The organism is Leptospira semungkisensis, assembly GCF_004770055.1.
GTDB lineage: Bacteria > Spirochaetota > Leptospiria > Leptospirales > Leptospiraceae > Leptospira_B > Leptospira_B semungkisensis.
The window spans coordinates 723,283-748,843 of record NZ_RQEP01000005.1 but is presented as its reverse complement, the minus strand read 5'-3'; the positions used below and the strand labels follow the sequence as shown (position 1 = coordinate 748,843).

The 25,561-nt window shown below is 41.5% G+C and carries 19 protein-coding genes and 1 tRNA gene; 6 read left to right on the top strand and 14 right to left on the bottom strand.

The genetic code is table 11. From position 1 onward, the window contains the following. Positions 1 to 10: 10 nt before the first annotated feature. The 5 genes from EHO59_RS03630 to rsgA all read right to left on the bottom strand — a co-directional run bounded on the left by EHO59_RS03630 (position 11) and on the right by rsgA (position 8,838). On the bottom strand, positions 11 to 3,583 hold the full coding sequence (locus EHO59_RS03630; protein ID WP_135584825.1) for a tetratricopeptide repeat protein: 3,573 nt from the start codon (positions 3,581 to 3,583) through the stop codon (positions 11 to 13). Then, the gene (locus tag EHO59_RS03625; RefSeq protein WP_246052638.1) at positions 3,583 to 5,202 is read right to left on the bottom strand and encodes an LIC10124 family lipoprotein; all 1,620 of its coding nucleotides are present in this window, start codon (positions 5,200 to 5,202) and stop codon (positions 3,583 to 3,585) included. Before EHO59_RS03625 ends, EHO59_RS03630 begins: the two co-directional genes overlap by 1 nt. Before the next feature lie 228 nt (positions 5,203 to 5,430). Next, complete coding sequence (locus EHO59_RS03620; protein ID WP_135584823.1) at positions 5,431 to 6,360, bottom strand: FecR family protein; 930 nt, start codon at positions 6,358 to 6,360, stop codon at positions 5,431 to 5,433. A gap of 203 nt (positions 6,361 to 6,563) precedes the next feature. Beyond that, entirely contained in the window at positions 6,564 to 7,886 is a 1,323-nt protein-coding gene (locus tag EHO59_RS03615) for a hypothetical protein (RefSeq protein WP_135584821.1), read from the bottom strand. After that, a complete protein-coding gene (gene rsgA / locus EHO59_RS03610) occupies positions 7,870 to 8,838 on the bottom strand; it encodes a ribosome small subunit-dependent GTPase A (RefSeq protein WP_135584819.1) in 969 nt (322 codons plus the stop codon). The genes EHO59_RS03615 and rsgA overlap by 17 nt, the downstream gene beginning before the upstream one ends. A gap of 27 nt (positions 8,839 to 8,865) precedes the next feature. On the opposite strand from rsgA, the gene EHO59_RS03605 reads away from it, so the two are divergent. From EHO59_RS03605 to thiD, 3 genes are read left to right on the top strand one after another with little or no spacing between them, the layout of a single operon-like run. Then, a complete protein-coding gene (locus EHO59_RS03605; protein ID WP_135584817.1) occupies positions 8,866 to 10,695 on the top strand; it encodes a sensor histidine kinase in 1,830 nt (609 codons plus the stop codon). After that, a complete protein-coding gene (locus EHO59_RS03600) occupies positions 10,692 to 11,042 on the top strand; it encodes an MGMT family protein (protein WP_135584815.1) in 351 nt (116 codons plus the stop codon). Before EHO59_RS03605 ends, EHO59_RS03600 begins: the two co-directional genes overlap by 4 nt. Before the next feature lie 14 nt (positions 11,043 to 11,056). After that, complete coding sequence (gene thiD / locus EHO59_RS03595; RefSeq protein ID WP_135584813.1) at positions 11,057 to 11,857, top strand: bifunctional hydroxymethylpyrimidine kinase/phosphomethylpyrimidine kinase; 801 nt, start codon at positions 11,057 to 11,059, stop codon at positions 11,855 to 11,857. Here the strand turns inward: thiD and EHO59_RS03590 are convergent, their stop codons facing one another. From EHO59_RS03590 to hisB, 6 genes are all read right to left on the bottom strand, one after another. Then, the gene (locus EHO59_RS03590) at positions 11,858 to 13,678 is read right to left on the bottom strand and encodes a DUF885 domain-containing protein (protein WP_135584811.1); all 1,821 of its coding nucleotides are present in this window, start codon (positions 13,676 to 13,678) and stop codon (positions 11,858 to 11,860) included. Between the two features lie 18 nt (positions 13,679 to 13,696). Beyond that, on the bottom strand, positions 13,697 to 14,239 hold the full coding sequence (locus tag EHO59_RS03585; RefSeq protein WP_135584809.1) for a hypothetical protein: 543 nt from the start codon (positions 14,237 to 14,239) through the stop codon (positions 13,697 to 13,699). A gap of 9 nt (positions 14,240 to 14,248) precedes the next feature. Further along, on the bottom strand, positions 14,249 to 15,466 hold the full coding sequence (locus EHO59_RS03580; RefSeq protein ID WP_135584807.1) for a vitamin K epoxide reductase/DsbA family protein: 1,218 nt from the start codon (positions 15,464 to 15,466) through the stop codon (positions 14,249 to 14,251). 94 nt (positions 15,467 to 15,560) lie between these two features. Next, entirely contained in the window at positions 15,561 to 16,295 is a 735-nt protein-coding gene (gene hisA, locus EHO59_RS03575) for a 1-(5-phosphoribosyl)-5-[(5-phosphoribosylamino)methylideneamino]imidazole-4-carboxamide isomerase (RefSeq protein ID WP_135584804.1), read from the bottom strand. Then, a complete protein-coding gene (gene hisH / locus EHO59_RS03570; protein ID WP_135584802.1) occupies positions 16,292 to 16,924 on the bottom strand; it encodes an imidazole glycerol phosphate synthase subunit HisH in 633 nt (210 codons plus the stop codon). The genes hisA and hisH overlap by 4 nt, the downstream gene beginning before the upstream one ends. Continuing rightward, positions 16,921 to 17,502 (bottom strand): imidazoleglycerol-phosphate dehydratase HisB, encoded by a 582-nt coding sequence (gene hisB / locus EHO59_RS03565; protein WP_135584800.1) that lies wholly within the window; start codon positions 17,500 to 17,502, stop codon positions 16,921 to 16,923. The genes hisH and hisB overlap by 4 nt, the downstream gene beginning before the upstream one ends. A gap of 115 nt (positions 17,503 to 17,617) precedes the next feature. On the opposite strand from hisB, the gene EHO59_RS03560 reads away from it, so the two are divergent. Continuing rightward, positions 17,618 to 17,699: transfer RNA gene (locus EHO59_RS03560), tRNA-Leu, on the top strand. 50 nt (positions 17,700 to 17,749) lie between these two features. On the opposite strand, the gene EHO59_RS03555 is transcribed toward EHO59_RS03560, so the two are convergent. From EHO59_RS03555 to EHO59_RS03540, 3 genes are all read right to left on the bottom strand, one after another. Beyond that, a complete protein-coding gene (locus EHO59_RS03555) occupies positions 17,750 to 20,893 on the bottom strand; it encodes an efflux RND transporter permease subunit (protein ID WP_135584798.1) in 3,144 nt (1,047 codons plus the stop codon). After that, positions 20,877 to 22,325: a TolC family protein gene (locus tag EHO59_RS03550; RefSeq protein WP_246052636.1), complete on the bottom strand. Its 1,449-nt coding sequence runs from the start codon at positions 22,323 to 22,325 to the stop codon at positions 20,877 to 20,879. Before EHO59_RS03550 ends, EHO59_RS03555 begins: the two co-directional genes overlap by 17 nt. Positions 22,326 to 22,697: 372 nt before the next feature. Next, positions 22,698 to 22,964 (bottom strand): metal-sensitive transcriptional regulator, encoded by a 267-nt coding sequence (locus tag EHO59_RS03540; protein ID WP_135584794.1) that lies wholly within the window; start codon positions 22,962 to 22,964, stop codon positions 22,698 to 22,700. A 59-nt stretch (positions 22,965 to 23,023) separates the two neighbouring features. On the opposite strand from EHO59_RS03540, the gene EHO59_RS03535 reads away from it, so the two are divergent. Both EHO59_RS03535 and EHO59_RS03530 read left to right on the top strand, forming a co-directional pair. Further along, positions 23,024 to 23,767 (top strand): hypothetical protein, encoded by a 744-nt coding sequence (locus tag EHO59_RS03535; RefSeq protein WP_246052634.1) that lies wholly within the window; start codon positions 23,024 to 23,026, stop codon positions 23,765 to 23,767. A gap of 161 nt (positions 23,768 to 23,928) precedes the next feature. Next, positions 23,929 to 25,542, top strand: a complete 1,614-nt coding sequence (locus tag EHO59_RS03530) for a long-chain fatty acid--CoA ligase (protein WP_135584792.1) — start codon at positions 23,929 to 23,931, stop codon at positions 25,540 to 25,542. The last annotated feature ends 19 nt before the right edge of the window (positions 25,543 to 25,561 follow it).

Sequence of the window (25,561 nt, the reverse complement as noted above, 5' to 3'; positions counted from 1 at the left end):
CCTTGTTCTATCAATGATAGAGTAGGGAGTAAACGTTGTCGTTATCCTGGGCCAGTTTATAGGTCCAGACTACTTCTCCCTTTTCTCCATACCTAACTGCAGTATTATCTTTATATAATACTATCACATCCTTCTTCTTACCAGGCAAAAGACCTTCTACAGATTTATCTTCGATCTTGAGTTCCGCAACCGAAGAAGAACCTGCGTCGATCCTATAGACTTTATCACTTCCGGTAAACCAAAGAGAGTTTCCTCGAACACTAAAGAGAGATGCAGACCTATCCTTAAGATCCGACTTGGTGACTTTACCATTTGCGGAAACGTAAAGGATCTCCTTATCAGTTCTATAGAAAGCACCTTCGTCAGTTCCCCCTAGTAATTTCGGATCGGTTTTGCCGGTCCAAGCTTGCTCTGGATCTCTTGAGAACTTAGAATCGGTATATAAGATCTTATCTTCCTTCTGTCCGGAAGATACCAAGAAGATCTGACCTTTCTTAGAAGCGGACCAAGTCTTTGAATCCAAGGAGAAAGATTTACTTTCTTCGAAAGCATCCGAATAGCTAGTCAAAGTTCTTTTGCCAGCCGATTCTGTTTCTACCAAGATACGATCTCCTGCAACTGCAGCTTTCTTAAATGTTCCTGTTAGATTGATCGTGTTGAAAACGGATCCTGAGTTTTGATCTCGTACCTCTAGAGTCTTATCTGTAAATGCATAAACTCTACGATCTGCTAAGACATTTTTGAAAGGCTTCCCGCTAGTGATCCTCCAAAGTCGAATGGCTCTATTCTTGTCCAACGCTTCGATAGAAGATCCATAATTCATCAGAAGCAAATCGTTTACGATAACTGGAACTCCTACTAGAGATCCTCTGTTCGGGAAAGGTTGTACGATAACCGGAGTATCTGAATCGGAAAGAACCAGCTTCTCAGCAGTGCTGGAATAAGGAGAATTCGGATACTTCTCCGCAAGCTCTCTTCCTAATTCTAAAGACAGACGTTTGTAATCAGGGTTGCTCGGGTTCTTAAGTCTAAGCTCGGATAAAATACGGATCCTTGCGTGTAAGAACTTTTCATCCCTTTCTAAATCGATCGCTTTCACGATCTCCGCATCCGCTGCTTCCAAGTCTCCTTTCTTAAAGTAAATATAAGAAAGTTGAAAGTACGCATCCGGGAAGTCAGGATTCTTTTTAATGATGTCCTTGAATATGTTTACAGACTGATCCAAAAGATTATCGTTAAAGAGCACAATTCCGATATTATACGGAGCCAGCTCATTTTCCGTATCCGCCTTCATTGCACTTTCAAATTCTTCTTTTGCTTCTTTGCCCTTGCCTTGGTTATAGAATGCGATTCCTTTTCCTATTCTGGAGGCAGTGAACTCGGAATTCAATAGCCATGAGCGATTAAAGGATTCGATTGCAGAGTCATAGTTTTTCTTCTGAAGAGAGATAATTCCCAACTGATAATGACTATAATACGAATCAGGCTTCTTTTCTAGGATCTTATGGAAGCCCTTCTCTGCATTCTCTATCTCACCCTTTCTTAAGAGGAACGCATTGATCGCTTCCTGAGCCGCTAGATTTTTGGAAGCATCAGGAGAGTTTTCCAATAAATGGATTCCCTTCTCCTCCATTCCCATAGCGAGATAACATTCAGCCATCTTAATGTATAAGGTCAGCTTTTTCGTTTTATCATACGCGGATTGATATAGCGGAAGAGCCTTTTCATACGCCTTTGAATCAAAGAACCTGTTTGCCTTCTGGATCGTAGGGACCACCTCTGCAAACTTTCGGTTTTGCTCGATGGTTTGTCTAGCTTCCGCTATTTCTGGTAGATCCTTTGTTAGTTTTTCTGCTTTGGCCAACCAGGAAGTAGCAGAATCATAATTTGCCTTTTCATTCTCTTCTAACGCGATCTTATAGTAGAGATAAGCCAATCTGAAATGTACGGACTCGTTATCAGGATACTTTTTGAGTAAGCCTTTATAAACATTCTCCGCCTTTTCAAATTCCTTTTTGTCCTCGTAGGTTCTTGCGATTATAATTCCAGAAATAGGATCATTGCCGGTAACTGCCTCGAGTTCTTTGGTATATTGATTCACTTTAGTTTGGTTTTTCTGTGCGGAATACAGACGGATCAGTCCTTGCAAAGCGAGAAGATTCCCTTTTTGCAAAGTAAGAGCCTTTAAATAGTTCTGTTCCGATTGCTTAGAATCGCCGGAGATCTGATACAAACGTCCGTACGCAGTATAAACGCTTGGGTCATCACTGTCCTTAGCTTTTGCCTTATCAAAAGACGCCTTGGCTGATTTAGTATCTCCTTTACGAAGACGTAAATCTCCTTCATTGATTAGTTCTGAAACATCCAAGAAGACTTGGACTTTTTTTATCTCGTCATCTTGTTTCAGTTTTTCTAATTCATTTCTGGCAGTCTTGTATCGATTCTCGGAGGCAAGAAGATATACTAGATTCAAAACAGGCTCTTTATAATTCGGATCCAATTCCCTCGCCTTTGTAAAGGAAACCATTGCCTTTGCATTTTCTCCCAAAGACTTTTGGTTCAAACCGATCTGGTTGTAGATCGCCGCATTTTTAGGAAAGAATGGGATCGCTTTTTCTAAAACTGCGATCGCTTTAGGATGATTTCCTGACTTGCTGTAAGCTGAGGCTAATCCAGAATAGCCTTCCCAATAATCCGCCTTGAGCTTAAGGGAAGTTTCAAATGCTTTGATAGCTCCGTCACTGTCTCCGGATAAAATTTTAGCGTTCCCTAAAAAGACATACGGAGAAGGATTCTTTGGATCCAATTGAGTCGCAAAGGTAAAATGTTGAACTGCCTCTTTGTAATTCTTTGCCTTCAAAGCAGCATTCCCTTTTTCTAATGAAGAAGCAACCTTAGTCGCAGAAGCGGATTGTTTTGCAGAAGCTAGCTCAGGATCGACATTTCTAGCCTTTTCGAAATAAGATTCTGCGGCTTCATATTCTTTCAGCTGGACTGCAGTGTCCCCTAATTGCATATAAAGCTGGGCTTTGAATTTGAACTTATCTTCCGGGATCGATTTTAAAGAAGAATAGGCATCTGCGTATTTACCAATCGTCTTGAGTAATACAGCCTTCTTAAATGTATAAGAAGATCCATCTACCTTGGGGAGCTTTTCTAATTTAGAGTACGCATCGATCGCTTCGTTGTTCGCTCCCTGCGAAGTATAAATAATTCCCAGTGTTAGGAGGATTTGCTCGTTCTCAGGATCGAGTTCTGTTCCCTTTTTAAGAGAACCAATCGCTTCTTCCGGTTTGCCTAAACGATATTGCGAAGAACCGATCAAATAATATCCTTCTGCAGTTGGATACGTGTTTACCGCATCTTTTCCTTTAGATAAGGCTAACTCGAATTTTTCCTTTTGGAAGGCAGAGTTTCCTTCATTGATGAGCTTAGATGCTTGCTTCAGTTTTTGGCGTGAAATTATATCCTTTTCTAAGATTGCATCCTGCGCGTTGGATTTGCGAAAATCCTTAGAAGCACAGTTGATCCCAAAAAGAATTACGAATAAAAATGAGATAAGATAGATTAGCTTGCGATTCATCACTTGTATCCTTTATAAAGAATCTTTAAATCTTTCAATGGAGCTTTTTCTCTGAACTCTTCTCCTCGAGTTAATACGGAAATTGTCCAGAGTCCTCCTACAGGAAGATTTCCTTCCCAGACCTTGTCTTGGCCGAGATAGAGAGAGAGTTTTTTCGTTTTCGGATCGGCTTTAAAGGAGAAGGGACGGCCCACATCCTTATCCACGTCTTTGTATTTATAAGTTCCTAATGTTTTTCCGTCGGAAGGAAATTGAAAGATGGAGACTTTTTCCTTACCGGCTTCTATTCCCAGAGAGAGTCCCTGGAAATGAAAGGTCACTGCAACAGAACCCTCTTTATGATCTACAGGAAGAAGAAAGTATCCTTCTAGATCCATTTCTTCAGGAATGAAAGGCAAAGAATAAGCGCCATTCCATCCATTCGGAAGATTTTTCTTTTTTGCGAATTCCAATCCTTTCGGACCGATAGCAGAGAAGCCAATTTCGCCAGATGGTTTCCAAAACTCAGATTCGGAGAGAAGATCTTGACCAGTATAAGGAAGAGCAAGTTCTGCGACCTTGTCCGGTTTTACATCCAAGACTCCTTCATAATACACATAAGCTCCGTCCGCATTTTCTTTTAGAAGTTCTAATTGATATGCACCTGGAGTCAGATTGCTTCGGTAGAAGGGAGTTTCTCCTTGTTTGTATCCATCTATAGAAACCGACAATCCGTTCGGCACACTGATCACTTTCGCAGCGCCGAGAGTTTTGTCTTCTTCCCACTCATGGAATAAATAATTTTTCTTTCCTGCTCGGACTTGAATTGTCTTAGTGATCGGCTTCTTGCCTTTTAGAACGAGCTGGATCTCTTGGATACCTTCCGAAACTGGAATATCCAGAAGAGGAGCGGAACCCAAGGATTTTCCTTTCCAAAGGATCTCTGTGTCGCTAGAGGACGCACGAACATTCAGAAGACCTTTTACGGAAGAATTTACGATCTCTTTGATTCGAGAAAGATCCGGTTTGCGATCCCAGACTGGCACTGTGGTTTGCTTTGTTTCGAGAGAAATAATTCTATCGGAAGCCTTCCAGAAGATTGCTTGGGTCCAGTTGCCCACTTCTTCCGTTGAGACCGGCTTCTTAAAGCTAAGTTCGAAATCTCCAAACTTTGAGTCGTCGACTGAATCTTTGATTTCAAATTTAAAAGACCAACCCGAATTTGATTCGGAGATCGTACCAAATACGATGATGTCCGCTTCCTTCTTCTTTAATTCGTCTGTTAGAGTTTCTTTGTTCTTCCAAGCATCTTTGGAAATTCTTGCGTTTGCATACTTGATATCCTTCCATATCAAACCGATTTCTTGCTCAAAGTAAGAAGCCAGTTTATTGTCCACAGACTTAGGATATTCAATAGGGCTGAATGCCACCACAGGGATCTCATGTCCCGATTTGCGAACCCTAAAATCCGTTTCGGACTCGCGGTAGATAAACACATTGGCAGCCTCTCCGATCGGTTTGTAATAAGGCTCTTGTATCAGCTTAGAAGGCTCGTCCAATTTCTGAACGGAAGAACAAGCGCTTCCTAATATTACAATTAAGGAGAGTAAATTAAGATTACGAAAAGAAGATGTCCCCATCTAGTAAAAAAATTTCCAGAGGACGGATTTAGCAAATCTTTTCCTAATTCCGTACTTAAGGATTCGATTTAAAGAAGATGAATTTTTCGGTCTGCAGTCGGGTCAAGTCGATCCAACCTAACTGAGTTAGTACTGTTAAGAAATCTAAAGAGAGAAACCCCGCTGTGATGCGGGGCTTACAATTTCAAGGAAAGGGTAAAAGCGAAGAAAATAAGAAGAAAACTTCGATTAGAAGGTTTCTTTCGCGTTTAATTTCAGTTTTTCCTTGTGAACATCTTGTTGAACGTATTTAGTCTCGTTCACTTCTTTCGCAGTTTTGGTCACCTCATCGGCATTCGCCTTGGAGATCTCACGTTTCTGCAATTGAGTGCGAGCCTCTTCAACAGTAGAAGCTTGGCTTAAAATGCGAAGCTCTTCGCTGGAAGCTTTCAGTTCGTCCACAAGATTATTATATTCTAAAACATCATTCTTTTTCAGAACGATCAGTCCTTTGAGTTGTTTTACTGACTCAGGACGAAGAGAAAGAATCATCTTGTCAGTCAATTTCTGGTTCTTTTTCAGAGTGATCTCTCTGTTTCTCTCCAGAATGACTTCTCCGTCTTCTCCCACTTTAGAAACAGCAACAGAACCTTCTAAGACTGCGAATTTAACGTCGCAATGCTCTTCAGCACAATTCGGTTTTCCACCGGATGGGTTCTCTACAGAGGTTAAGAAGGTGGTTCCACGAACCCCAGCTAATGCTGTTGGAGTTACTACGCGGAAATCAGAGTTCTTGTTCTCTTTGCGAACCATGGTAACGATCTTTCCATAGTTCAGATTCACCTTAACGTTAGCTCCTTCTTCGCTAGTAAGTGCAGCGACGGATAACTCGGTGTCTTTGGAAACTTTTACGATACCGCTATTAGCTACCATAATCTCTACAGAGCCGTTTTTACCGGTAATGATCGTGTCGGCCGGAGAAACAGATTGTCCGAACTCGGCTTTTCTTTCTCCTTCAGCAGATTGGATTTTAACATCGCCAGTGATCCAAACGATCTTGGCGTTCGCATCGGTTGCTTCCGACTTTACATGGTCGCTGCTAGTCTTAGGACTGCAAGCAATCAGGTAAGCGATCGAAAGGAACGATATAATGATTAGGGTATTCTTTGATTTTAACATACTATCTCCCCCGCTTTTAAGCTTAAGAATGCTTTATATACAACAAACGAACAAGGACTTTTTTACGAATCCTTTGTATAATGCCGTTTTCTAAAATTACTTAGATTTATGTAAGAAAAAAATTTCCAAAAAATGACCGTTTGGCAGTTTTCAATCGGGACTAACTTACTAATCCTTTAGGATTAGTTTAAATCGAACGGATTCTACTTCTTCTCTGCCTTTTTCACCGTCTCTATTTCAGGCAATGAATCCAGCTCTTCTTCTAATTTACATTTTGGATAATGATCTGCAGGTAAACTGGATCCAACCCAACCAAACGCTTCTTGTGAAGAGATCACATGTATGTCCCATCCCTGAACGATATTCGGACAGTCCCAGACCTTGTTCTTACAGAGAACTTGGCTAGCTTTTGGCTTAGGATAAGCCCAAGCAGCGGGAGGATGAAGGCATTGCATTTCTACTTCTGCGAGCTTACGCATACGCTTTACGTTTTCTTCAAATTGTTTGAAGAGATTAACGAGTGGGTTAGCGAGTAATTCGTTAAAGTATCCTCGAGTAGTATTATAAGCGAGGAAGTATACTAACTCTTCCATTACATATTCTTTATCATGTGTAAAGGAACTGACGGTATGAATATAACGAGCAATCTTTAATGAGTCTGTAAGAAGCTCTCTTAGGAAATCTTCAGATTTATCCGGAAGACCAGCTTCTTCTTCGTCCGCAGCATCAGGAGCAGAATCACTTTCGCCATCTTCTACCATTAACTCGGAGAAGAAGGTCTCATCAGGATTCTCTCTATCTCCCTTCTTGGCGGGAATGGCACTAACATCGGTGTTATCTTGCAATCCTAAGGGAACGTGATTAGAAGCGGCAGAACACACGAACTCAGGAAGATCCAACTTCTGCATGAAATTTGCACATTGTTTTGCGATCCTAGTTTTCTCGGTATCATCCGGAAACGGTCGATTCCAATTGTCTCCGGTAACTCGAGCGATGTCCATAAACACGCCGCCTAGAAAAGAATAACGGCGAAGCATTTTATATTTCAACGCATCCGGAATGAGTACGATCCCAAGAGCGAGAAGTCCTAATTCACATATATGTTTGAAGAAGTTTGGATTTACTTCGTAGACCTTGAATAATGATAGAAGATGCTTTTTATTGGATAATGCGTTTCGTATGATACCTTTGTAATTGAAGGTATTTTCTTCATACATGAACTTTAGGAATTTCTTATCCGTAGTTCTGAGTTGTAGGACGATCTTTTCGCAGAGTTTATCCTGGATCTGGCCGATAAGTTCTCTGGTTAGTTTGATCTTGAATTCAGGGTTGTATTGGCCTTTGATTTCTTTCAGTCTTGCTAAAGCAGACTCTTTGACTTGGACCTCTTCCTTTACGAGTACGTTGCCGCTATTATCTTCGATAGCATTCAGGAAACGTAACATATTTCCCGTACCGTAATCCCTCACGAAGTTCATTACTTCTTCGATCGAATTGTACTCTAAGGATTTAGGGCTTACTTTCATTTTTTAAGTGGTCCCTACGTGTAATTCTAAACGGGTTTTCCAAGCTGGCAAGCATAGATTCCAAGCTTTTCTTCCTTTCAATCGTAATATCGGCTTCTTGGTTTAAAGAAAGCAACATTTTGCACCCAGGCCCTGCATCACAACAATCGGAAATGTCGCATAACTCTTTATGCTTCCTTAATTCCGGAAAGCTATCCAAAATTTCCCCTTTGGAAAGATGGAGAATACCCCACTCTTTGATCCCGGGAGAGTCGATTAATATTATATTATTATCGAGCACCAAAAAATTGGAATTCGTGGTCGTATGCTTACCTTTCTTCGTGGAAAGACTGATTTGGGAGGTCTTTTGCAACTCTCTATCCGATAAGACGTTTACTAAGCTAGATTTTCCTACGCCCGAATTTCCCACCAAGTAAGTAGTTTTAGACGAAAACCTGGAATGCAATTCGTCTAGACCTTGGCCGGTCTGACAGGAAACTGTTAAGACTTCATAACCTAAATTTTGATAGACGGAGGCTCTATGCGCCACCGTTTCCTGATCCACCAAATCGGATTTCGTAAATACGATGAGAGGAATAACTCCTGCAAGATGGACCGCAGCAAGACATCTATCTAAGAATCCGTCCTTGGTTTCCGGATTTTTCAAAGAGGCTAGGACCGCGACCTGATCCACGTTCGCACAGAGAACTTGAGCGTCCCCTTCCTTGCTCTTTCGAAGAAGTTCATTCTTACGAGGTAATCTCTCCTCTATGGCCCATTCACCTCCGGATTCCATGGCTTGGACCCGATCACCGACTACGAAAGGATGCCTTTCCTTTGCGGCAAAATTTCTGAGCCTTCCTCTTAAAACAGCTCGAACCCTTCCTCTTTCGAGAGAATACAAATCGTAGAACGCGCCGAAGACCCGCGCGATCGTAAAAAACTCCTTTACTGGAATTGTGGAAGTTGACATTCTTAAGCCTAATTTTACGGGCAAGCGATGAAAATCATACGCAAATTCGGACCCATAGTAGGTCTCGTTTTAGCCGCATTCCTTTTGCAATCGGCATTAATTATCGCTTTGGATTTCAGTTCGCTGGATGCGAATCGAACCACGGCCCTTCTGATCAGCCTTCCATTCACAACCTTAGGAGCTGTTTTTGTCTGGGTCTGGTTCAATGAATTCAGCACGAATTGGAATTTATCTTCGGCTCTTTCCAAATTAAACATAAAGGACCAGGAATACGTAAAATACCTTTCTTCGTTAGATAAATTCAAGAGCGATTTGATTGCAACCAACATCACCGAAAGCGTTTGCGAGAAAATCCTGAAATTCTTGCCCAGTATCATCAATACTACCAGATGCAAGATATATCTTTGGAAAGAGGACCTTGGAAAATTCTCACCTTATCCGAACCAAGAGGGAGAGGATCATTTTTATATCTTCGATCCTTTTCTACTCTGGATCACCGAACACGATAAGATCTTTTATTCTGAGGAATTCATCGAGAATGCTAAGTTCCTCCAGATCAAAGAGCATGCACTCGCTTTCTCCGCAAAAACAAAAGCAGATCTATTAGTACCATTTATCTTAAACAAAAGCCTTTTAGGAATGCTTGTTCTAGGCCCAAGATCTGACGGACGAAGATATACTAGTTCCGAATTAGAAAAGCTGAATGAGATGCGCTCCGTTTCTGTGATGTCTTTATCCAATTCTATTTTTTATGAAAGATTAATAGAGCTAACCGAAACCTTAGAAGAGAAAGTCCGTCATAGAACACAAGAATTAGAAAGCGCACAATCCCAGTTGATCATGTCCGAGAAGATGGCTTCTTTAGGAACCATGGTTGCAGGGATCGCTCATGAGATCAATACTCCCGCCGGAGTGATCAACGGTTCTGCGGACAATCTAGAATCGAATATGAACTATATAGTGAAAAACGTATTCGAGATCGTTAAATTTGCTCGGAATAAAAAGCTACGTAAATCCTTCGAAGTTGCTCTTCTTCATATCCTGAGAGACAGAAAGAAAAATCAACCTATGGAATCCAAAGATAAGTTCCGGGTGAAAAAGGAAGTGAAAGAAGAGATGGTTCAGATCGGAGTCGATCCTTCTTTTGCCGGCGAAGTTTCTTCTTTCATTATCGAAAATGATATTATGGAAGTGCGCAAGTATATCTATGAGGTATTGATCCAGGGAGAAAGCGCTAAATCCGGATATGAAATGCTCAAGCATGCTTCTAATACGAATCGAAATATTAAGAACATCAAATATTCAATCCGGAACATCGTTCGTATCGTCAAAGCCTTGAAATACTATTCTCACTTGGATCAGAGCAAATCATTTACCAATGCCGATCTGATCGAAGGGATTGAGAATACTTTAGTGATCATGAACAACCAGTTGAAGTACGGAGTAGAAGTGAAAAAGAACTTCTCTCCGATCCCTAGAGTTGTCTGTAATCCGGATGAGTTGAATCAAGTCTGGACCAATCTGATCCAAAACGCAAACCAGGCGATACGAGGACAGGGAGTGATTGAGCTCTCAGTTTATTCTTCCGGAGAGACTGTAACTATAGAAGTCCAGGATGACGGCCCGGGGATCGATTCTTCTATCAAAGATAGGATCTGGGATCCATTCTTTACCACTAAGGACCAAGGAGAAGGATCCGGACTAGGCCTTGGGATCGTAAAAGGAATCGTAGAAAAACATAAGGGCAAGATTACTGTGGATTCTTCGCCAGGACGAACCGTCTTCAAAGTGGAATTGCCTCTAAGACCTCCACAGCCTAGCAATGACGCAAGTCCGATGGAAAGATCTGCAGTATGAGATCGAAGCCAACTAAGAAGGCTGTACAAGAAAAGATCCCGAACTTTTACGAACAAGTTTATAAAATCGTAAAGAAGGTGCCTAAGGGAAGAGTCACTAGTTATGGACGGATCGCAGTCTTGGCAGGTAAACCTAGAGCTGCCAGAGCGGTTGGCTATGCATTGAATTCCCTCAAGAAAGGGCAGGAGCAAAAGATCCCGTGGCAAAGAGTCATCAATAGCCAGGGAAAAATTTCCTTTAGAGGCGATGCTCCTAGAGCAATTTTACAAAAAAAACTTTTAGAATCCGAAGGAATCAAATTCTCTAGAGAAGAAACAGTCGATTGGGATCTATTCGGCTGGCCTTGAACGTAAGAGAACTCATGTCAAAACCGGTAGTATTAACGATCGCAGGCTCCGACTCAGGAGGAGGCGCAGGAATCCAAGCGGATCTGAAAACATTCAATAGCACGGGAAGTTTCGGTACCTCCGTGATTACCTGTCTTACTGCTCAAAATCCAGATGGAGTCACTGGCATCTTAGAAGTGGACGCAGGCTTTCTTGAAAAACAAATGCGTGCAGTCTTTTCTTATTTTCCTGTGAAAGCTGTGAAAACAGGAATGCTATTCTCAGAGAGCCTGATCCGAACGGTTTCGAGAATCCTAAAAGAGTATAGAGCGAAAGGCCAAGACTTTCATTTAGTCGTGGATCCGGTCATGGTTGCGACTAGTGGAGCCAAACTTCTACAAGACGAAGCAATCTCTTCACTCATCCAAGAATTATTGCCGATGGCTGGAATAGTTACTCCAAATCTAGATGAAGCAAAAATCCTAGGATCAGGAGAAATTCAAACTTCCCAAGAGATGAAACCAGAGGCAATATCCCTTTCTAAAAAATTAGGAGTGCCTGTCTTATTGAAAGGCGGTCATCTTAAACATTCTGCCGAGGCCTTAGATATATTAAGTTTTCCGAATGGAGAAAGTCTTTCTTATTCTAAGCCTTTTGTTCAGGATTTTAATCCTCATGGAACAGGATGCACTTATTCTTCGGCGATTGCTTCTTATCTTGGGCAAGGAGAATCTATTTCTTCTGCTGTAGGAAAGGCTAGAGATTTCTTACATTCTGCGATTGTACAATCCTTTCCCGCAGGAAAGTCTAAGACCTTGAATCACAATCCAGACTAATCAGTTCTTAGAGGTAAGTCCTAGTTCTTCTTTAGAAGTTAGCTCTAAGATCTCTAAAGGAAGTGAACCTTTTCCGAGAACGAAGCCATGATATTCTTTGATATCAAAGTCCTTGCCCTTAGCAGTCTTCCATTCTTCTCTCATTTTTAAGAAGGACATCATTCCGATCTTGTACGCACATGCTTGTCCAGGATAAACGATGTATCTTTCAATCTCAGAAGTAACTTCTGTCGGCCCCATGCCTGTATTATCGGACATGTACCGAATGGCTTCTTCTCTACTCCAACGTTTATAGTGAATCCCTGTATCTACAACCAAGCGAACCGCACGGAATAGTTCTCCCTGTAATCTTCCAAGATCGATATATGGATCTGAATAAAATTCATAATCTTTAGCAAGACGCTCCGCATAAAGAGCCCAACCTTCCACAAAAGCAGTGAAGTGAGTAGTCCTAAGCTTGCGAGGTGCTGACGTTAATTCTTGAGACCAAGCTATCTGTAAATGATGTCCTGGAACAGCCTCGTGATAGGTTAAGGTATTCATTCCGAATTTAGGGATTTCTTTTATATTCCTTAAATTTGCATAGAATACACCGGGACGTTTTCCATCCAGACTAGGCTCTTCGTAATAAGCTCCGGCTGCTCCCGCCTCTTTGAACTGCGGGATTCTTTCTACCAAAACCTTGGCTTTTGGCCATTTCGGAAATATGGTTTTGGATTTTCGGATCGAATCCTCCAAAATAGTTTTATAAGATTCCAGAACCTTTTCCTTACTCGTTGGTTCATCCGGAAATTGAAACTCAGGCTTTTCTCTTAACTCCTTCATTGCAGTTTGGATATTTTTGCCTTTCATTCCGACCGACTCCAAAATGGTTTTCATTTCTGTTTGGATACGGTTAACCTCAGAGAGACCTATCTGGTGAACTTCTTGAGGAGTTAAATTGGTAGTAGTATGATTCTTTAATGTATGAGCATAAAATTGCTCACCATTCGGAAGTTTCCAGGCTCCTGCCTTATTGTTTGCGGATCTCAATTGTCTTTCTAAGAAAGTCTGTAATTTGGAATAAGAAGGATACACCGAATCAAGGAGTACCTTTTTAGTTTCAGTCAGAGAAGAAGCCTTTCTTTCTGGTGTTATTTCATTCGATTTCTCTAATTTAGATTTCAGACTTGAATAAAGAATATTCGATTCCACATCTTTTATGCGAAATGTTTCGATCTCATGAATGACTCTCTTTAAAATGAAATCCGGCGGAATGACTCCATTCGACTCTCTAAGTTCCAAGCCTCGAATCACTTGCTCCATTTTCTCCGAAATTCCTTTGAGCCTATCTAGATAGGCGCTCAGATCCTCTTCATCTTCCACGATATGCGAAGTGGCCAAAAAGGAAGGAATATGATTTTGAATTCCGAATAATTGGTTCACCGGATAATAGTTATAGATATAGTGCTCTCGATCGGATTCCAACTGTAGATTCCATTCCAAAGCTTTATAGTAAGTACGATCTTCTCTATTCAAACCGGCAGGATTGTACGTTCTGAGGATCTCGAGATTTCGTTTGGCTTTGTCGGCCAATTCCATCTCCTTCTCCGGAGAAGAATCGGACCATTTGTGATTATGAGATCGAATTCCCCAAGAGTCCAATATCCTAAGAGAAGTTAAAGTCTCTGGATCATCCAACACATCTTCCCAAAAGATCTTTTCATAATACAATCCTAATGTAAGAGGACGGAAATTGATCGTATGCCAGGTGATAAGCGAAGCAAAAACGATCATTAGAATAAGAAATAGGATAAGTATCCTTACGGCCTTTTGAACCATGGGTTAGGTCTCCGTAGTTTAGAAAAGAGGGATCAGTATCTTAAGCAAAAATACAAGCAAAGCGGTCCAAATGAAAGAAGAAGATGCCGAAAAAGCGATCGGACCTTCCCAATCCAGCAAGGGAACGCACACAAATAAGAACATTCCAAGAAAAGAAAGATACGGAGTCTTGAGATACAAGTTCTTCTGCCATTCAAAGAATCCTTCTCTAAAATCCTTAGCATCTCCCTTTACCTTATTTAGGAAAATTCTCTCCGAGATAAAACCGAAGATTGTAAACGCGATCAGAAAGAACGAAAGAATAAAGATCCAAGACCAATCTGCATAAGGGATTGGATGAAATAGATTAAATATCGGAACGGAGATCGCAATCAGAGAAGAGAATGGAAATAGAAAACCCATCCTGAAAATCCTACTTTCCGAAAGATATTTCAAGAAAGGAAGACGACCAGGTTGCTGATAAGAACCACAGAACAAACATTTTTCCGAGTCGGAAAGAATGCTCGAACCGCAATTCCTACAAAGTATCTGTTTTTTCTGTTCCTCGGCCGTATCCGACACAAGAGATCCTTAAACTTTCTTGATCAAGCTCTCGATCAAAGCGCGAAGGAACTGCTCGTTTGGAGTTCCGCTTTGAATGGCTTTATTATTAATAAATAAACTAGGTGTACTGTGAATTTGCAGTTTGTCGGCCTCATCCACTTCTTTATTGATCTGATCTCTTACAGTTGGAGAAGAAAGACAAGATCTAAACTGATTCATGTCCAATCCTTCTTGTTGTGCCAGGCTAAGCACTGTAGAAGGAGTGTGCATTACTTGATTCTCCGTATTCTTGTATAGATCATCATACATCACTGTGAACTTTTTCTGCTTATCCGCGCAGATCGCTGCAGAAGCAGCTACGCAGGAACTTGCTTCTGGACGAGGAGATTGCACCAATCGATTGCAAGAAGCATCTAAAGGAAAATTCTTATACACTACTTTTACGATACCATCGTAGTCTCTCAGAACCTTCTTCAAAATATGAGAAGTATGCATGCAATGTCCGCAGTTGAAGTCCGCAAATTTTACGATCGTGATCGGTGCATTTGGATCGCCCTGGAAAGATGAACCTTTGATATCGATAGATAGAAGAGGAGCCTTTTCGTAATCGGTAAGTTGTTTTTGGATTTGAGAAAGTCCAGTATGCTCTCCATCAACGAGAGAATTGTTTAGAGACTTTCCTCCAATCTGACCGACCACCAGAAGAGCCAAGAGCACGATATAAGTATTAAGACCTTCCGTTTTTAAGATACCAGGAATGATCTTAGGAGATTTGTCTCCGAAGTCTCTGATCTGCAAAAAAGTTCCCGCAGTCAGTAAAACTGTGCAAGTCCAGGTTACCGCACAAAGTCCGCAAATCGCATCTATATAAAATACAGAAACGGAGAAGAGAGCGATATCTACGACGAGAGCAAGGACTAAAGTATAAAAGCTGAAAAGAAGATATCCTTTAGAAGCATCCTTATTCAATTCGGATCGAACGAAAAGATATGTAATAAAACCGTAAAATACAAATCCGAAGAGAGCGATCGGAATATCACCAAAAACAGGAACTCCACGGATTGCTGAGATGCTGCTTTCGGAAACCTTATCACAAGAACCTGAATCGCTAAGAGCATCGCAAATTGCCTGAGCTACTCCGTCTCCTGCCTGCCCACCGAAGAATTTGCGGATCAAAAGAAAAGAAATGAAAGCGGCAACGGCGGAAACAACGGCGAGAATATAATTAGATGGCAGTTTTTTCATTCGGAACTCCGATTATAAATAACCTTTTTACGTATTAGGAAGGCATAAGGAAAGAAAAATATATCCAAAAGCCAAACGACTAGAATGAATTAGATCAGTCAGCGCCTAGACTTGTAATCGCTTCTGCAAGATCTATCTTACCTTCGTACAAAGCCTTGCCAGTGATCACACCGAACATAGGGATCGGAGTACCAAGAGAAGATAAGGCCATGATGTCTCGAAGAGAAGAAATCCCACCAGAGGCAATTACTTGAAAATTATATTTACTTAGGATTTCCTTATATGCTTTGAGGTTTGGACCTGCCAAAGTTCCGTCTTGTGCGATATCGGTAAAAATAATGTTCCGAATCCCAGCCTTTTGCATCTTATCCATCAGATCCAAATAATGAACTCCTGAATCGACTTCCCAGCCTGCAATTTTGACTATTCCGTCTCTTGCATCGATTGCGACTACGATCCGATTCTCACCGTATTTATTCAGAGCAAATTCTAAAAGAGCTGGATCCTTTACGGCAGCAGTCCCCAAAATAAAACGGTCGATCCCGATAGAGTCGTAGTATTCTAGTTTTTCTTTATCTCGAATACCTCCTCCAAGCTGGATCTTGAGGTTCGTCGATTTACGGATTTTTGAAATAGATTCGCTGTTCACACCGATCTGATTTCTTGCTCCGTTCAAATCCACTAAGTGAAGAAGAGTCGCACCGTTTCTTTCAAAACCTTCGGCCAATTTCCAAGGCTCGGTAGAATAAACGGTTTTTTCGTCGTAGTTTCCTTTGAACAAACGAACAGCAGTGTTATCCAACAAATCAACGGCAGGAATTAATATCATAAAGATTTAATAAAGTTCTCCAGGATCTTTAAACCGAAAGAATGAGACTTCTCCGGATGGAATTGGGTTCCGCAAATGTTTTCTTTCTCGACAACTGCGGGGAATCTTTCTCCATAATAATCGCAAACACCGCTCACTGCTTTGGACTCCACATCCACTGGGCGATAAGAATGGATAAAATAAGCAAAGGATTCGTCTTCCACATTCTTTAACAAATTACTTTTGGAAGGATTTCGTTTATACAGTTTATTCCAACCGATATGAGGCACCTTGTAATTCTTGCCTTTGAATTTTCGGACCTTTCCCTTTATGTATCCTAAGCCAGGAACAATCTGCTTTTGGTTTCCAGAAATGGTCTCGTCTGAATCTTCGAATAGGATTTGAAAACCGATACAAATCCCGAAGAGAGGTTTACCTTTCGTAACATGATCATCTACGAATTGTCGAAGGCCGGACTCATTCAGATTGAACATTGCCTTATCGAAATGACCATCACCAGGCAAAATAAGTGCCTGAGCCGATCTAAGAGTTTCAGGATCTTTGGTATAAGCGAAGTCGCTAGTAAATAAAGAGATTGCCTTCAAGCAAGAATGAATATTGCCCATTCCATAATCAAGAACGGCAATCATTCCAAAACGCCTTTCGTAGAAGGAATAGCTCCGCCGGCGGCCGGATCGATCTCGATAGCCATACGCAGAGCCTTACCCAAAGCCTTGAAAATAGATTCGTGAATATGATGTCTATTATCGCCATAGTGAACGACCACGTGAAGATTCATCTTGGCATTCAAGGCAAGCTTCTGTAGGAATTCCAAAGAAAGTTCCGCATCATAAATACCAAACTTGCCTGTGAGCTCCGGCCCGGTATATTTATAAAAATATCTGCCACCTAAATCCACAGCTACTGTGGTCAGTACTTCATCCATGGTCAGGGTATAATGGCCGTATCTTCTAATCCCAGCCTTGTCGCCGAGCTGCTTATGGATAGAAGCACCTAGAAGAATGGCTGTATCTTCGACACTATGATGACAGTCGATTTCTATGTCGCCTCGCAGCCAAAGATCCAAATCGATCAACCCGTGCTTGGAAACATGCGAGAGCATATGCTCGAAAAACGGGATCTGAGTATCGAACTGATACTTTCCCGTGCCTCGAATATTTAGGGCCAACTTAATGTCCGTCTCTGAAGTCTTGCGCTCTTCTTTCATTTTATCCTGACCCTACTTTCCTCTCAATTATCGTGTCAATGAATTCCAAAAATAAGCTGACGGAAAGTCCCAAGACGCAAAATTATCCAAAGGGAGAAAATCCCTCCAACCACTAGTCGAAGTGGCGGAATTGGTAGACGCACTGGTTTCAGGTACCAGCGGGTAACACCGTGGGGGTTCGAGTCCCTTCTTCGGCAAAATATTAGGGACTCGAACGGTCGAGCTTGAGAGCGAAAATAGCGACCCCTTACTTTCTACCCGAAAACCAATAGTAAAACGCAGGGACCGCGAATCTACTCAGCACAGTCGCCGCAATCTCACCAAAAATCAAAGAAACCGCAAGTCCTTGGAAAATCGGATCAAAGAGCATGACCGAACTTCCCACAATTACTGCTGCCGCAGTCAAGAACATGGGACGAAATCTCACTACTCCTGCATCTAAAACTGCTTGGCGTACCGATTTTCCCGACTCGATCTCCGCTTCTATAAAATCTACGAGTATAATGGAGTTTCTTACGATGATTCCCGCTCCAGCAATAAAGCCGACCATTGAAGTTGCCGTGAAGTAAGCTCCGGTAATCCAATGACCTGGGATAATTCCGATCAAGGAAATCGGAATGGGGGCCATGATGATGATTGGCAATCTATAATTTTGAAACCAACCTAATACCAGAATATAGATCAAGACCATAACAACAGCAAAGGCTCCGCCTAGATCACGAAAGACTTCATACGTAATGTACCATTCTCCATCCCATTTTAGTTTTGGAGTTTCGGTATTCCAAGGGACCTCAGCAGTCGAAGTCGGATATGAGATTTTGGAAGAAAGCGAAAGAATTCCGTATACGGGAGCTTCTTCCTTGCCGGAAAATTCTCCTGTTATATATTCTACAGGCTTCAAGTTCTTTCTGTGTAAAACTCTAGAACTCGAAATTCTCTCAGGACCAACCAATGCATTCGTAATGACAGAGCCGGAGACGTTAGATGAAATTCCCCAAGAAGAAAGCGACTGTTTAGAAGAACGGATCTGATTCGGAACAGAAAGATCTACGGAAACATCTTCCGGATTTCTATCGTTTGAAAGAAGGAAGAGAGATCTTTCGTTAAAGAACAAATCCATATTCCCCGCAAGCCTAGCAGAAGGAATTCCTACGATACCACCTTTCTGAAAATCGAAAGGATAATGTATCTTCGGACGAAGTTCTCTTAAGCTAGAATCAATATCAACTACATCACCTTGGTTTTTTACTATTGATAGAATTTCATCCGCTACATTCTTTCTGCCTTCTTCAGAAGGACCATAGATCTCAATCACTAATGTAGAAAGCACGGGCGGCCCAGGAGGAATCTCTAGAACCTTAGTCAGAACTTCATTCTTCTTTTCAAAATCATGGAGAGTAGGCCTAAGAGACTCAATGATCTCATGACTCTTCTTCTTTCTTTTTCCCTTATCTCTTAGAAGAATATGTAGATCCGATTTCCAATCGTCTCTGCGTAGAAATGTATGTTTTACCATTCCTGAAAAAGAGAAGGGAGCAGGTTCCCCTGCAAATATCTGAACTGTTTGGATCTCCTGGTTTTGCAGAAGAAGATTAGCTAACTCTTTACTTTGAAAAACTGTCTGCTCCAAAGGAGTAGTCGGATCAAAATCCAATGTGATCTGAAATTCATCCTTGTCATCGAAAGGAAGCATCTTTACTTTTACTGCCTTCAAGACTACCATACCAACCGCGATGGAGAAAAGGAACAGGATCAACAAAACCATTTTTGCTAGATTGAGCTTCGATTCTAAAAGCCAAGATGCAATCCTTAGATAAGCCCGATCTAATTTAGAAATGTTCTCAGAAGATCCGGATTCTTTTTTCTGATGCAAAACTCTCGAAGCAACCCAAGGGATCACGGAGAATGCAACAAGGAGAGACAGGATCATCGCAAGACTCGCACCCACAGGGATCGGTTTCATATAAGGACCCATGAGTCCTCTTACGAATGCCATCGGAAGGATCGCAGCAATCACTGTAAAAGTAGCCAGAATTGTAGGGTTTCCTACTTCCGATACTGCGGAAAGGATGGCCTTAATCTTATCCTTTCCTTTCGAATCTTTTAGGTGCCTTTCAATATTTTCCACCACTACAATCGCATCATCCACAAGGATCCCAATGGAAAAGATGAGAGCGAACAGGGTCACTCGATTCAAAGTATACCCTAGAAAGTAATATACGAATAACGTGAGAGCTAAGGTAACCGGTATCGCAATAAATACTACAAAGGAAGCCCTGAGTCCCATCCATATAGCGATCAATACTGAGACTGAGATAGTGGCTATGATTAGATGCTCGATAAGCTCTTTTGACTTTGCACCTGCTGTCAGTCCGTAATCCCGAATGACCGTGAATTGAATATCATTCGGAAGAGTAGTTCTGTATGTCTGTGCTCTCTCTCGAATGATCTTAGAAAGAGTTTCTATATCTGTTCCCTTTCTTTTGGAGAAGACTACTGTAACTGCATTCTCGCCTTCTATAGCGCCTTTCTTTTGGAATAGAATGGATTGACGTTGTCTTTCTTGTGGACCTTCTTGAACTTCTGCTACGTCTCCGACAAGAATGGTTCGTCCCCAGCTTTGTTTGATCGGAACGGATCTCAGTTGCGAAACGGTTCTGAGAGAAGAGTCAATTTCAATGTCGTACGTCTTCTCTTTTCCCCAATTCTTTCCTGCAGGAAAAGAAGAAGAATTAGCCTTCAAACCTTCTGCAAGTTCCAAGAAATCTATCCCGAACTCCTTCATTCTGACAGGATTTGCAATGACGCGTAACGCTTTTTTTCTTCCGCCCAAAACCTCTACTTTAGAGAGATCAGGCGTAGAGGATAATTCCTTAGCGAGAGGAGTAACCAAACTTCTTAAAGAATAATCATCTCTCTCGGTTGAACTGAATGTAAGTGCAAGAAAAGGAACGTCATCTATCGTATAGGAATTAATAGAAGGTGACGAGATGTTTTGAGGAAGAATTCCTTTTATCTCCATCATCTTATGATGGATCTTAACCAAGGAAGGCTCTAACGGTTCTCCTACATTAAACCGAACAGTAATCATAGCTTGGTGATCGCTACTCGCAGAATATACATATTCCACTCCTTCCAATCCCCAAACCGCTTTCTCTATCACCTCGGTGATCTTTCTTTCCATTTCCTTCGCGGAAAACTCAGGAGAAAAAACCGAGATATCAACCATAGGAACAGAGATCTGAGGTTCTTCTTCCTTAGGAGTGAGATATACTGCAAAGACTCCAACTAGGATACTTACAATTGCGAAAATTGGAGTTAGTTTAGATGCGACAAAGATATTTGCAAGCTTGCCGGCAAATCCTTTGGATAGTTCAGTTTCGGTTTTCATCGATATCTCCCGAATAAAGGATTAGTTCAGCTCTGGTTTTCAGATATTCTAGGTCCGATTGGCTTTTCTTTCGTAAAGCGTCAGCCGTTCTAGAAAAACTCTCTGCAAGTGTGATAATGGGAATATTCCCTTTTTTGAATAAACCTTGAGAGATCCTTAGTTGCTCCGACTGGATCTGATATGCTTTTTCAGCATCTACTCTCGTTTCGGCTAAAGACTTTTCTTTTCTCAGTAATATTAAGAAATTTGAATTCTCCTTAATCTTAACCTCCGTAGCCTTTGCCTGCGCGGCTTCGGATCTCATAATCGCTTCTTTTCTGGAACCGATATCCGTGGGATTTAGCAAATTCATTTGGAGATAGATTCCTGCGTTATACGCATTCGCAAAATTTCGATCTCCTTGGTATCCGTATGCTTCCGCATAAACTCCTACCTTCGGGAGAAATTTGGCGTTCTCCATTTTTACTTTTTGCTTACTTGCATTTGAGTAAGAGTCAAATACCTTAGAAAGAACAGTGTTGCTCTGTGATAGATCAGAAGAGAAGGGAAGATAGTTTTCCGAAAATCGGATCAATGAATTTTCTTCCGCACGAAATTCTTCTATAGAACCGCCAGAAAGAATTTTAAGTGATTCCAGAGTCTCAGTCCGGGACAGTTCGTTCTCTCTTTTCTCAGCCCCAAGTCTCAGCTTGATCGATTTCAAGGATAGTGAACCAGCATGACCGAGCGGATTCAGACTAGAGTCCAAGCGATACGAAGAAAGATAAATCTCAAGTTGGTTAAGCAATCTATCTTGTTCTCTTATCGAATCTTCGAATATAACGGAAGACTGATAAGCAAGCGCTGTTTGAAGATACAGAGTTCTCTTGAAGTATTCTCTTTCTAATCGAGTGCCTTCCAATTCTTTATCTCTAACTTCTTTTAATGCAGATTGCGAGCCTCCTTCATATAGAGAAAGATCCATGCCTAGAGTTCCTCTAGAGTATGTATTGCTGCCAGGACGATTTAAGGTATCTTTCGCGAATAAATTTGCAGTATTTGGGTTTAGATTTTGATACGGATGATTGTTAGAATCTAGATAATTTGCAGGATTACTTCTAACACTCATGGTTGAAAAGTCAGATTGGGTCGCTGCTCTCTGTCCCAACTTACCCATGAAATTTAGAGTCGGATCATTCGTATTATAAGTTCTTAAATCAGTATAAAGCCTCGGAAACCAGTGAAGTCCAGCTCTCTCGCTGGCAGATTTCGCCGCTTCGACCTCCATCGTTTTTGCTTTCAAAGAAGGAGAATTCTCAAGCACCTTCTTCCAAACTGATTCAAAATCGTAAAGAGGAGCCGCGGAGATCCACGCCGGAAAAAGAAACAACCCTCCGATCATAGAACGGAGAGTCTGCTTACCTACAATATTCAATCTTTCTGTAATTCGCATTTGTAAGGCACTCCCAACTTGTTTAAAACATAAGAAGCAGGACAAAAATGTACGGAAGCAAAGAGAAGAAGGTTGAACGAGACCATCCCATTGAACAAGAAGCCCCAGGGTGAAATAAAAAACCCCACGCAAAGCCCTATTGTGGAGACTGTTCCGGCTAGCGCAAAGAGCACCCGTTCCAGATACCAATTTGTTAGATCTATTTGGGTCATATATACCCTCCTGGGTATATAGACTTATAATACCCCATGGGGTATACAAAAAATTTTAATATTAAGCCAGCTAAAGACCAATAAAGTATTCCAGTAGAAGCGTTGAGCTCTCCTGGAATGCGTCTATTTATGTATAAGGGGATAAGAGAAGGGAGAAAAGTTAGAGTGAGAAGGCGGCTTTGATCGCTTTCTTGACGTTCTTTTGGACGACCGCACCGGATTTCTTATCAGAAAAGCAGCGATCCATATATTCCTGCACATAAGCCTCGCCGAACTTTTTTAATGCTTGGCTGGAGGCCTTTAGAAGAAGTAGGGTTTTTTCACAATCTTCATCTTCGTTATAAAGGCCTCTTTCAATAGCGTCCAATTGTCCTTTAATCCTGTGAATTCGATTGCTGAGTTGTTTTCTGATTTCTTCTGCGTCCATAGATTATACCCTATACGGTATTTTAGACTGAGGTTCGTCAAGGAAAAACCAAATACTTTATGATAAACTTTCCTCGTAATAGTTCTATTCTTTGCGTTTTCGCTTTTTCTTTTCTGTGCTCGGGCTGCTTAGTCACCCCGCAAGCAATGTACGGCAACTATTATGATAAAGAAGAGGCTTATGAAGCCTGCTTTGCTTATCTTACTGGTAACACTGGACCTTCTCTTACTCCAGCAGGAATCTCGATCTTGGAGAGCTTTCAGTCTGCCACCCACTCGCAAAAGGTACAAACCTACTATACTGGAGAGATCGTTTACGATCTAGAAACAAAGGAAGGAAAGCATCTTCGTATCAGTCGCTGGGGAAAGATTGAATATTATAGAAGTAAGTACGAGACTCTCAATCCAAAAGAAGGTATGGACTTCTTATGTGCGGAGAAGATACGTTGGGAACTCGAAAAAAGGTTCACCGCGACCGCAACAAAAATGAAAGCAGATCCGATCTCGACAGCCAATCGAAGAGAGACTGTTGAAAATTTAAAAGAGTACATTCGATTTTCTAAAGCAATTCATTCCAAGTCCCAGTTAGTTCGGAATTTCCTATTTCTTTCTCTAGCTAAATATATGGAAGGGGACCAAGGTCTTCCTATCTCTCCTTGCGGACTGACTATCGCTGCAAAAAATATTATAGAAATCGCTGTCCGAGATCTAAAAGATCCGGAAGCACGAAATGCTTGGGCAGCTGCCATTCCTGTCTTCTCCGGTTATGAGCTAGGATTCACGATGGCAGGTTATTGCGAATAGAGTCCTCTTTTTTAGCAAACTACGTTTGGTTTTTTTTCGAACAAGATTCACATTACATCCTTAATTTTCAAACCTAACCGAAAACATTCGATTCTTCTTGACCTTTAGAAGATAAATAGATTAGATTTTTGCGAAATTCTTTTTCTTAAGCGGAGAATCATATGCGTTCCACAATGATGGATTATCCTTTAGTACTTCCTTCCATTCTTAAAAGAGCGAAGGATGCACATCCACATAAAGAAATCGTAACTAAATGGCATGATAATTCCATTCAGCGTTATACATACGGAGAATTCTATAAAAGAACAATCCGATTGATGAATGCTCTCAGAAAGGCAGGAGTAAAACCGGAAGAAGCGATTGCCACTTTCTGCTTAAATCATTCCGCGCATTTAGAATTATATTTTGCGATCCCTTCCATCCGAGCAGTTCTACATACGATCAATGTTCGATTGTTCCCGGAACAACTGGTTTATATCATCAACGAGGCAAAGGACAAATTTATATTCGTAGATAAGTCTTTAGCTCCCGCTTTGGAAAAGAATCTGGATCAGATCAAGGGAGTGCAGAAGTTCATCATCATTGATGATAAGGAGAATATGCCTTTTCCGAATCTTCCTAACTCGATCTCTTACGAAGATTTTTTAGCAACTGGGGATGAGACAGAGCATTTCGAACCGATTGATGAGTTTGAAGCTGCATGCATCTGCTATACATCAGGAACTACAGGAAATCCGAAAGGTGTCGTCTACTCTCACAGATCTACGTATCTTCATTCTATGTCGGTTTGTATGGGAGACGCCTTGGCATTGTGTGAAAAGGAAACTGTTCTTCCCGTTGTGCCAATGTTCCATGTTAACTCATGGGGAATTCCTTTCGCTTCTGTAATGACAGGCTGCAAATTAGTATTTCCAGGAAAGCATCTATTAGGAGCAGGCTTAGCAGAATTATTGGAATCTGAAGGAGTCACACTTACCGCAGGAGTTCCTACAGTCTGGAATGTACTCTATCAACACTTAAAGAAAACAAAATATAATCTGAAACTACATACTATGGTCGTAGGCGGATCTGCAGCTCCAAAAGGGTTGATAGAAGGATTCGAAAAGGATTTTGGGATCTCTATTCTTCATGCTTGGGGAATGACGGAGACTTCTCCTGTGGGAACTGTTTCTCGTCCTAGAAGTTTTATGAATGATTGGAAAGACGAAGAACGTTATGCGTATCGCGCTAAGCAAGGAGTAGCGATGGCAGGCGTTGAGATCCGCGCGGTAGACGACGATGGAAAAGACGTACCTAAAGACGGACACACTCCCGGAGAACTTCTTGTAAGAGGACCTTGGATCACAGGTTCCTATCGAAGTGGAGTCTCTCCTGAGTCATTTACACCCGATGGATGGTTCCGGACGGGAGATGTCGTTGTTCTAGACCAGTATGGTTACATGCAAATTACGGATCGAAAAAAGGACCTCATTAAGACAAGAGGGGAATGGATCTCCAGTGTTGATATGGAAAATCTCGTGATGGCAGATCCAGACGTACTGGAAGCAGCAGTTGTAGGAAGAAAAGATCCAGTCAGAGATGAAGCTCCTGTCGTCTTCGTTGTTCCTGTAGAAGGAAAGTCTGTTGATCCGAAAAAGATCTTAGAGAGACTCAAAGAGCATTTCGCTCACTGGCAACTTCCTAAATTAGATGATATCCGGTCGGTTCCTTCGGTCCCTAAGACTAGCGTTGGTAAATTCGATAAGAAAATTTTGAGAAAACAACTAGAAGAATAGACCGGATGATCAACGACTC

Excerpts from the sequence above, each read along its gene's own strand:
- EHO59_RS03630 (WP_135584825.1), bottom strand. The coding sequence starts at position 3,583 with ATGAATCGCAAGCTAATCTATCTTATCTCATTTTTATTCGTAATTCTT.
- EHO59_RS03625 (WP_246052638.1), bottom strand. The coding sequence starts at position 5,202 with ATGGGGACATCTTCTTTTCGTAATCTTAATTTACTCTCCTTAATTGTA.
- EHO59_RS03620 (WP_135584823.1), bottom strand. The coding sequence starts at position 6,360 with ATGTTAAAATCAAAGAATACCCTAATCATTATATCGTTCCTTTCGATC.
- EHO59_RS03615 (WP_135584821.1), bottom strand. The coding sequence starts at position 7,886 with ATGAAAGTAAGCCCTAAATCCTTAGAGTACAATTCGATCGAAGAAGTA.
- rsgA (WP_135584819.1), bottom strand. The coding sequence starts at position 8,838 with ATGTCAACTTCCACAATTCCAGTAAAGGAGTTTTTTACGATCGCGCGG.
- EHO59_RS03605 (WP_135584817.1), top strand. The coding sequence starts at position 8,866 with ATGAAAATCATACGCAAATTCGGACCCATAGTAGGTCTCGTTTTAGCC.
- EHO59_RS03600 (WP_135584815.1), top strand. The coding sequence starts at position 10,692 with ATGAGATCGAAGCCAACTAAGAAGGCTGTACAAGAAAAGATCCCGAAC.
- thiD (WP_135584813.1), top strand. The coding sequence starts at position 11,057 with ATGTCAAAACCGGTAGTATTAACGATCGCAGGCTCCGACTCAGGAGGA.
- EHO59_RS03590 (WP_135584811.1), bottom strand. The coding sequence starts at position 13,678 with ATGGTTCAAAAGGCCGTAAGGATACTTATCCTATTTCTTATTCTAATG.
- EHO59_RS03580 (WP_135584807.1), bottom strand. The coding sequence starts at position 15,466 with ATGAAAAAACTGCCATCTAATTATATTCTCGCCGTTGTTTCCGCCGTT.
- hisA (WP_135584804.1), bottom strand. The coding sequence starts at position 16,295 with ATGATATTAATTCCTGCCGTTGATTTGTTGGATAACACTGCTGTTCGT.
- hisH (WP_135584802.1), bottom strand. The coding sequence starts at position 16,924 with ATGATTGCCGTTCTTGATTATGGAATGGGCAATATTCATTCTTGCTTG.
- hisB (WP_135584800.1), bottom strand. The coding sequence starts at position 17,502 with ATGAAAGAAGAGCGCAAGACTTCAGAGACGGACATTAAGTTGGCCCTA.
- EHO59_RS03555 (WP_135584798.1), bottom strand. The coding sequence starts at position 20,893 with ATGAAAACCGAAACTGAACTATCCAAAGGATTTGCCGGCAAGCTTGCA.
- EHO59_RS03550 (WP_246052636.1), bottom strand. The coding sequence starts at position 22,325 with ATGCGAATTACAGAAAGATTGAATATTGTAGGTAAGCAGACTCTCCGT.
- EHO59_RS03540 (WP_135584794.1), bottom strand. The coding sequence starts at position 22,964 with ATGGACGCAGAAGAAATCAGAAAACAACTCAGCAATCGAATTCACAGG.
- EHO59_RS03535 (WP_246052634.1), top strand. The coding sequence starts at position 23,024 with ATGATAAACTTTCCTCGTAATAGTTCTATTCTTTGCGTTTTCGCTTTT.
- EHO59_RS03530 (WP_135584792.1), top strand. The coding sequence starts at position 23,929 with ATGCGTTCCACAATGATGGATTATCCTTTAGTACTTCCTTCCATTCTT.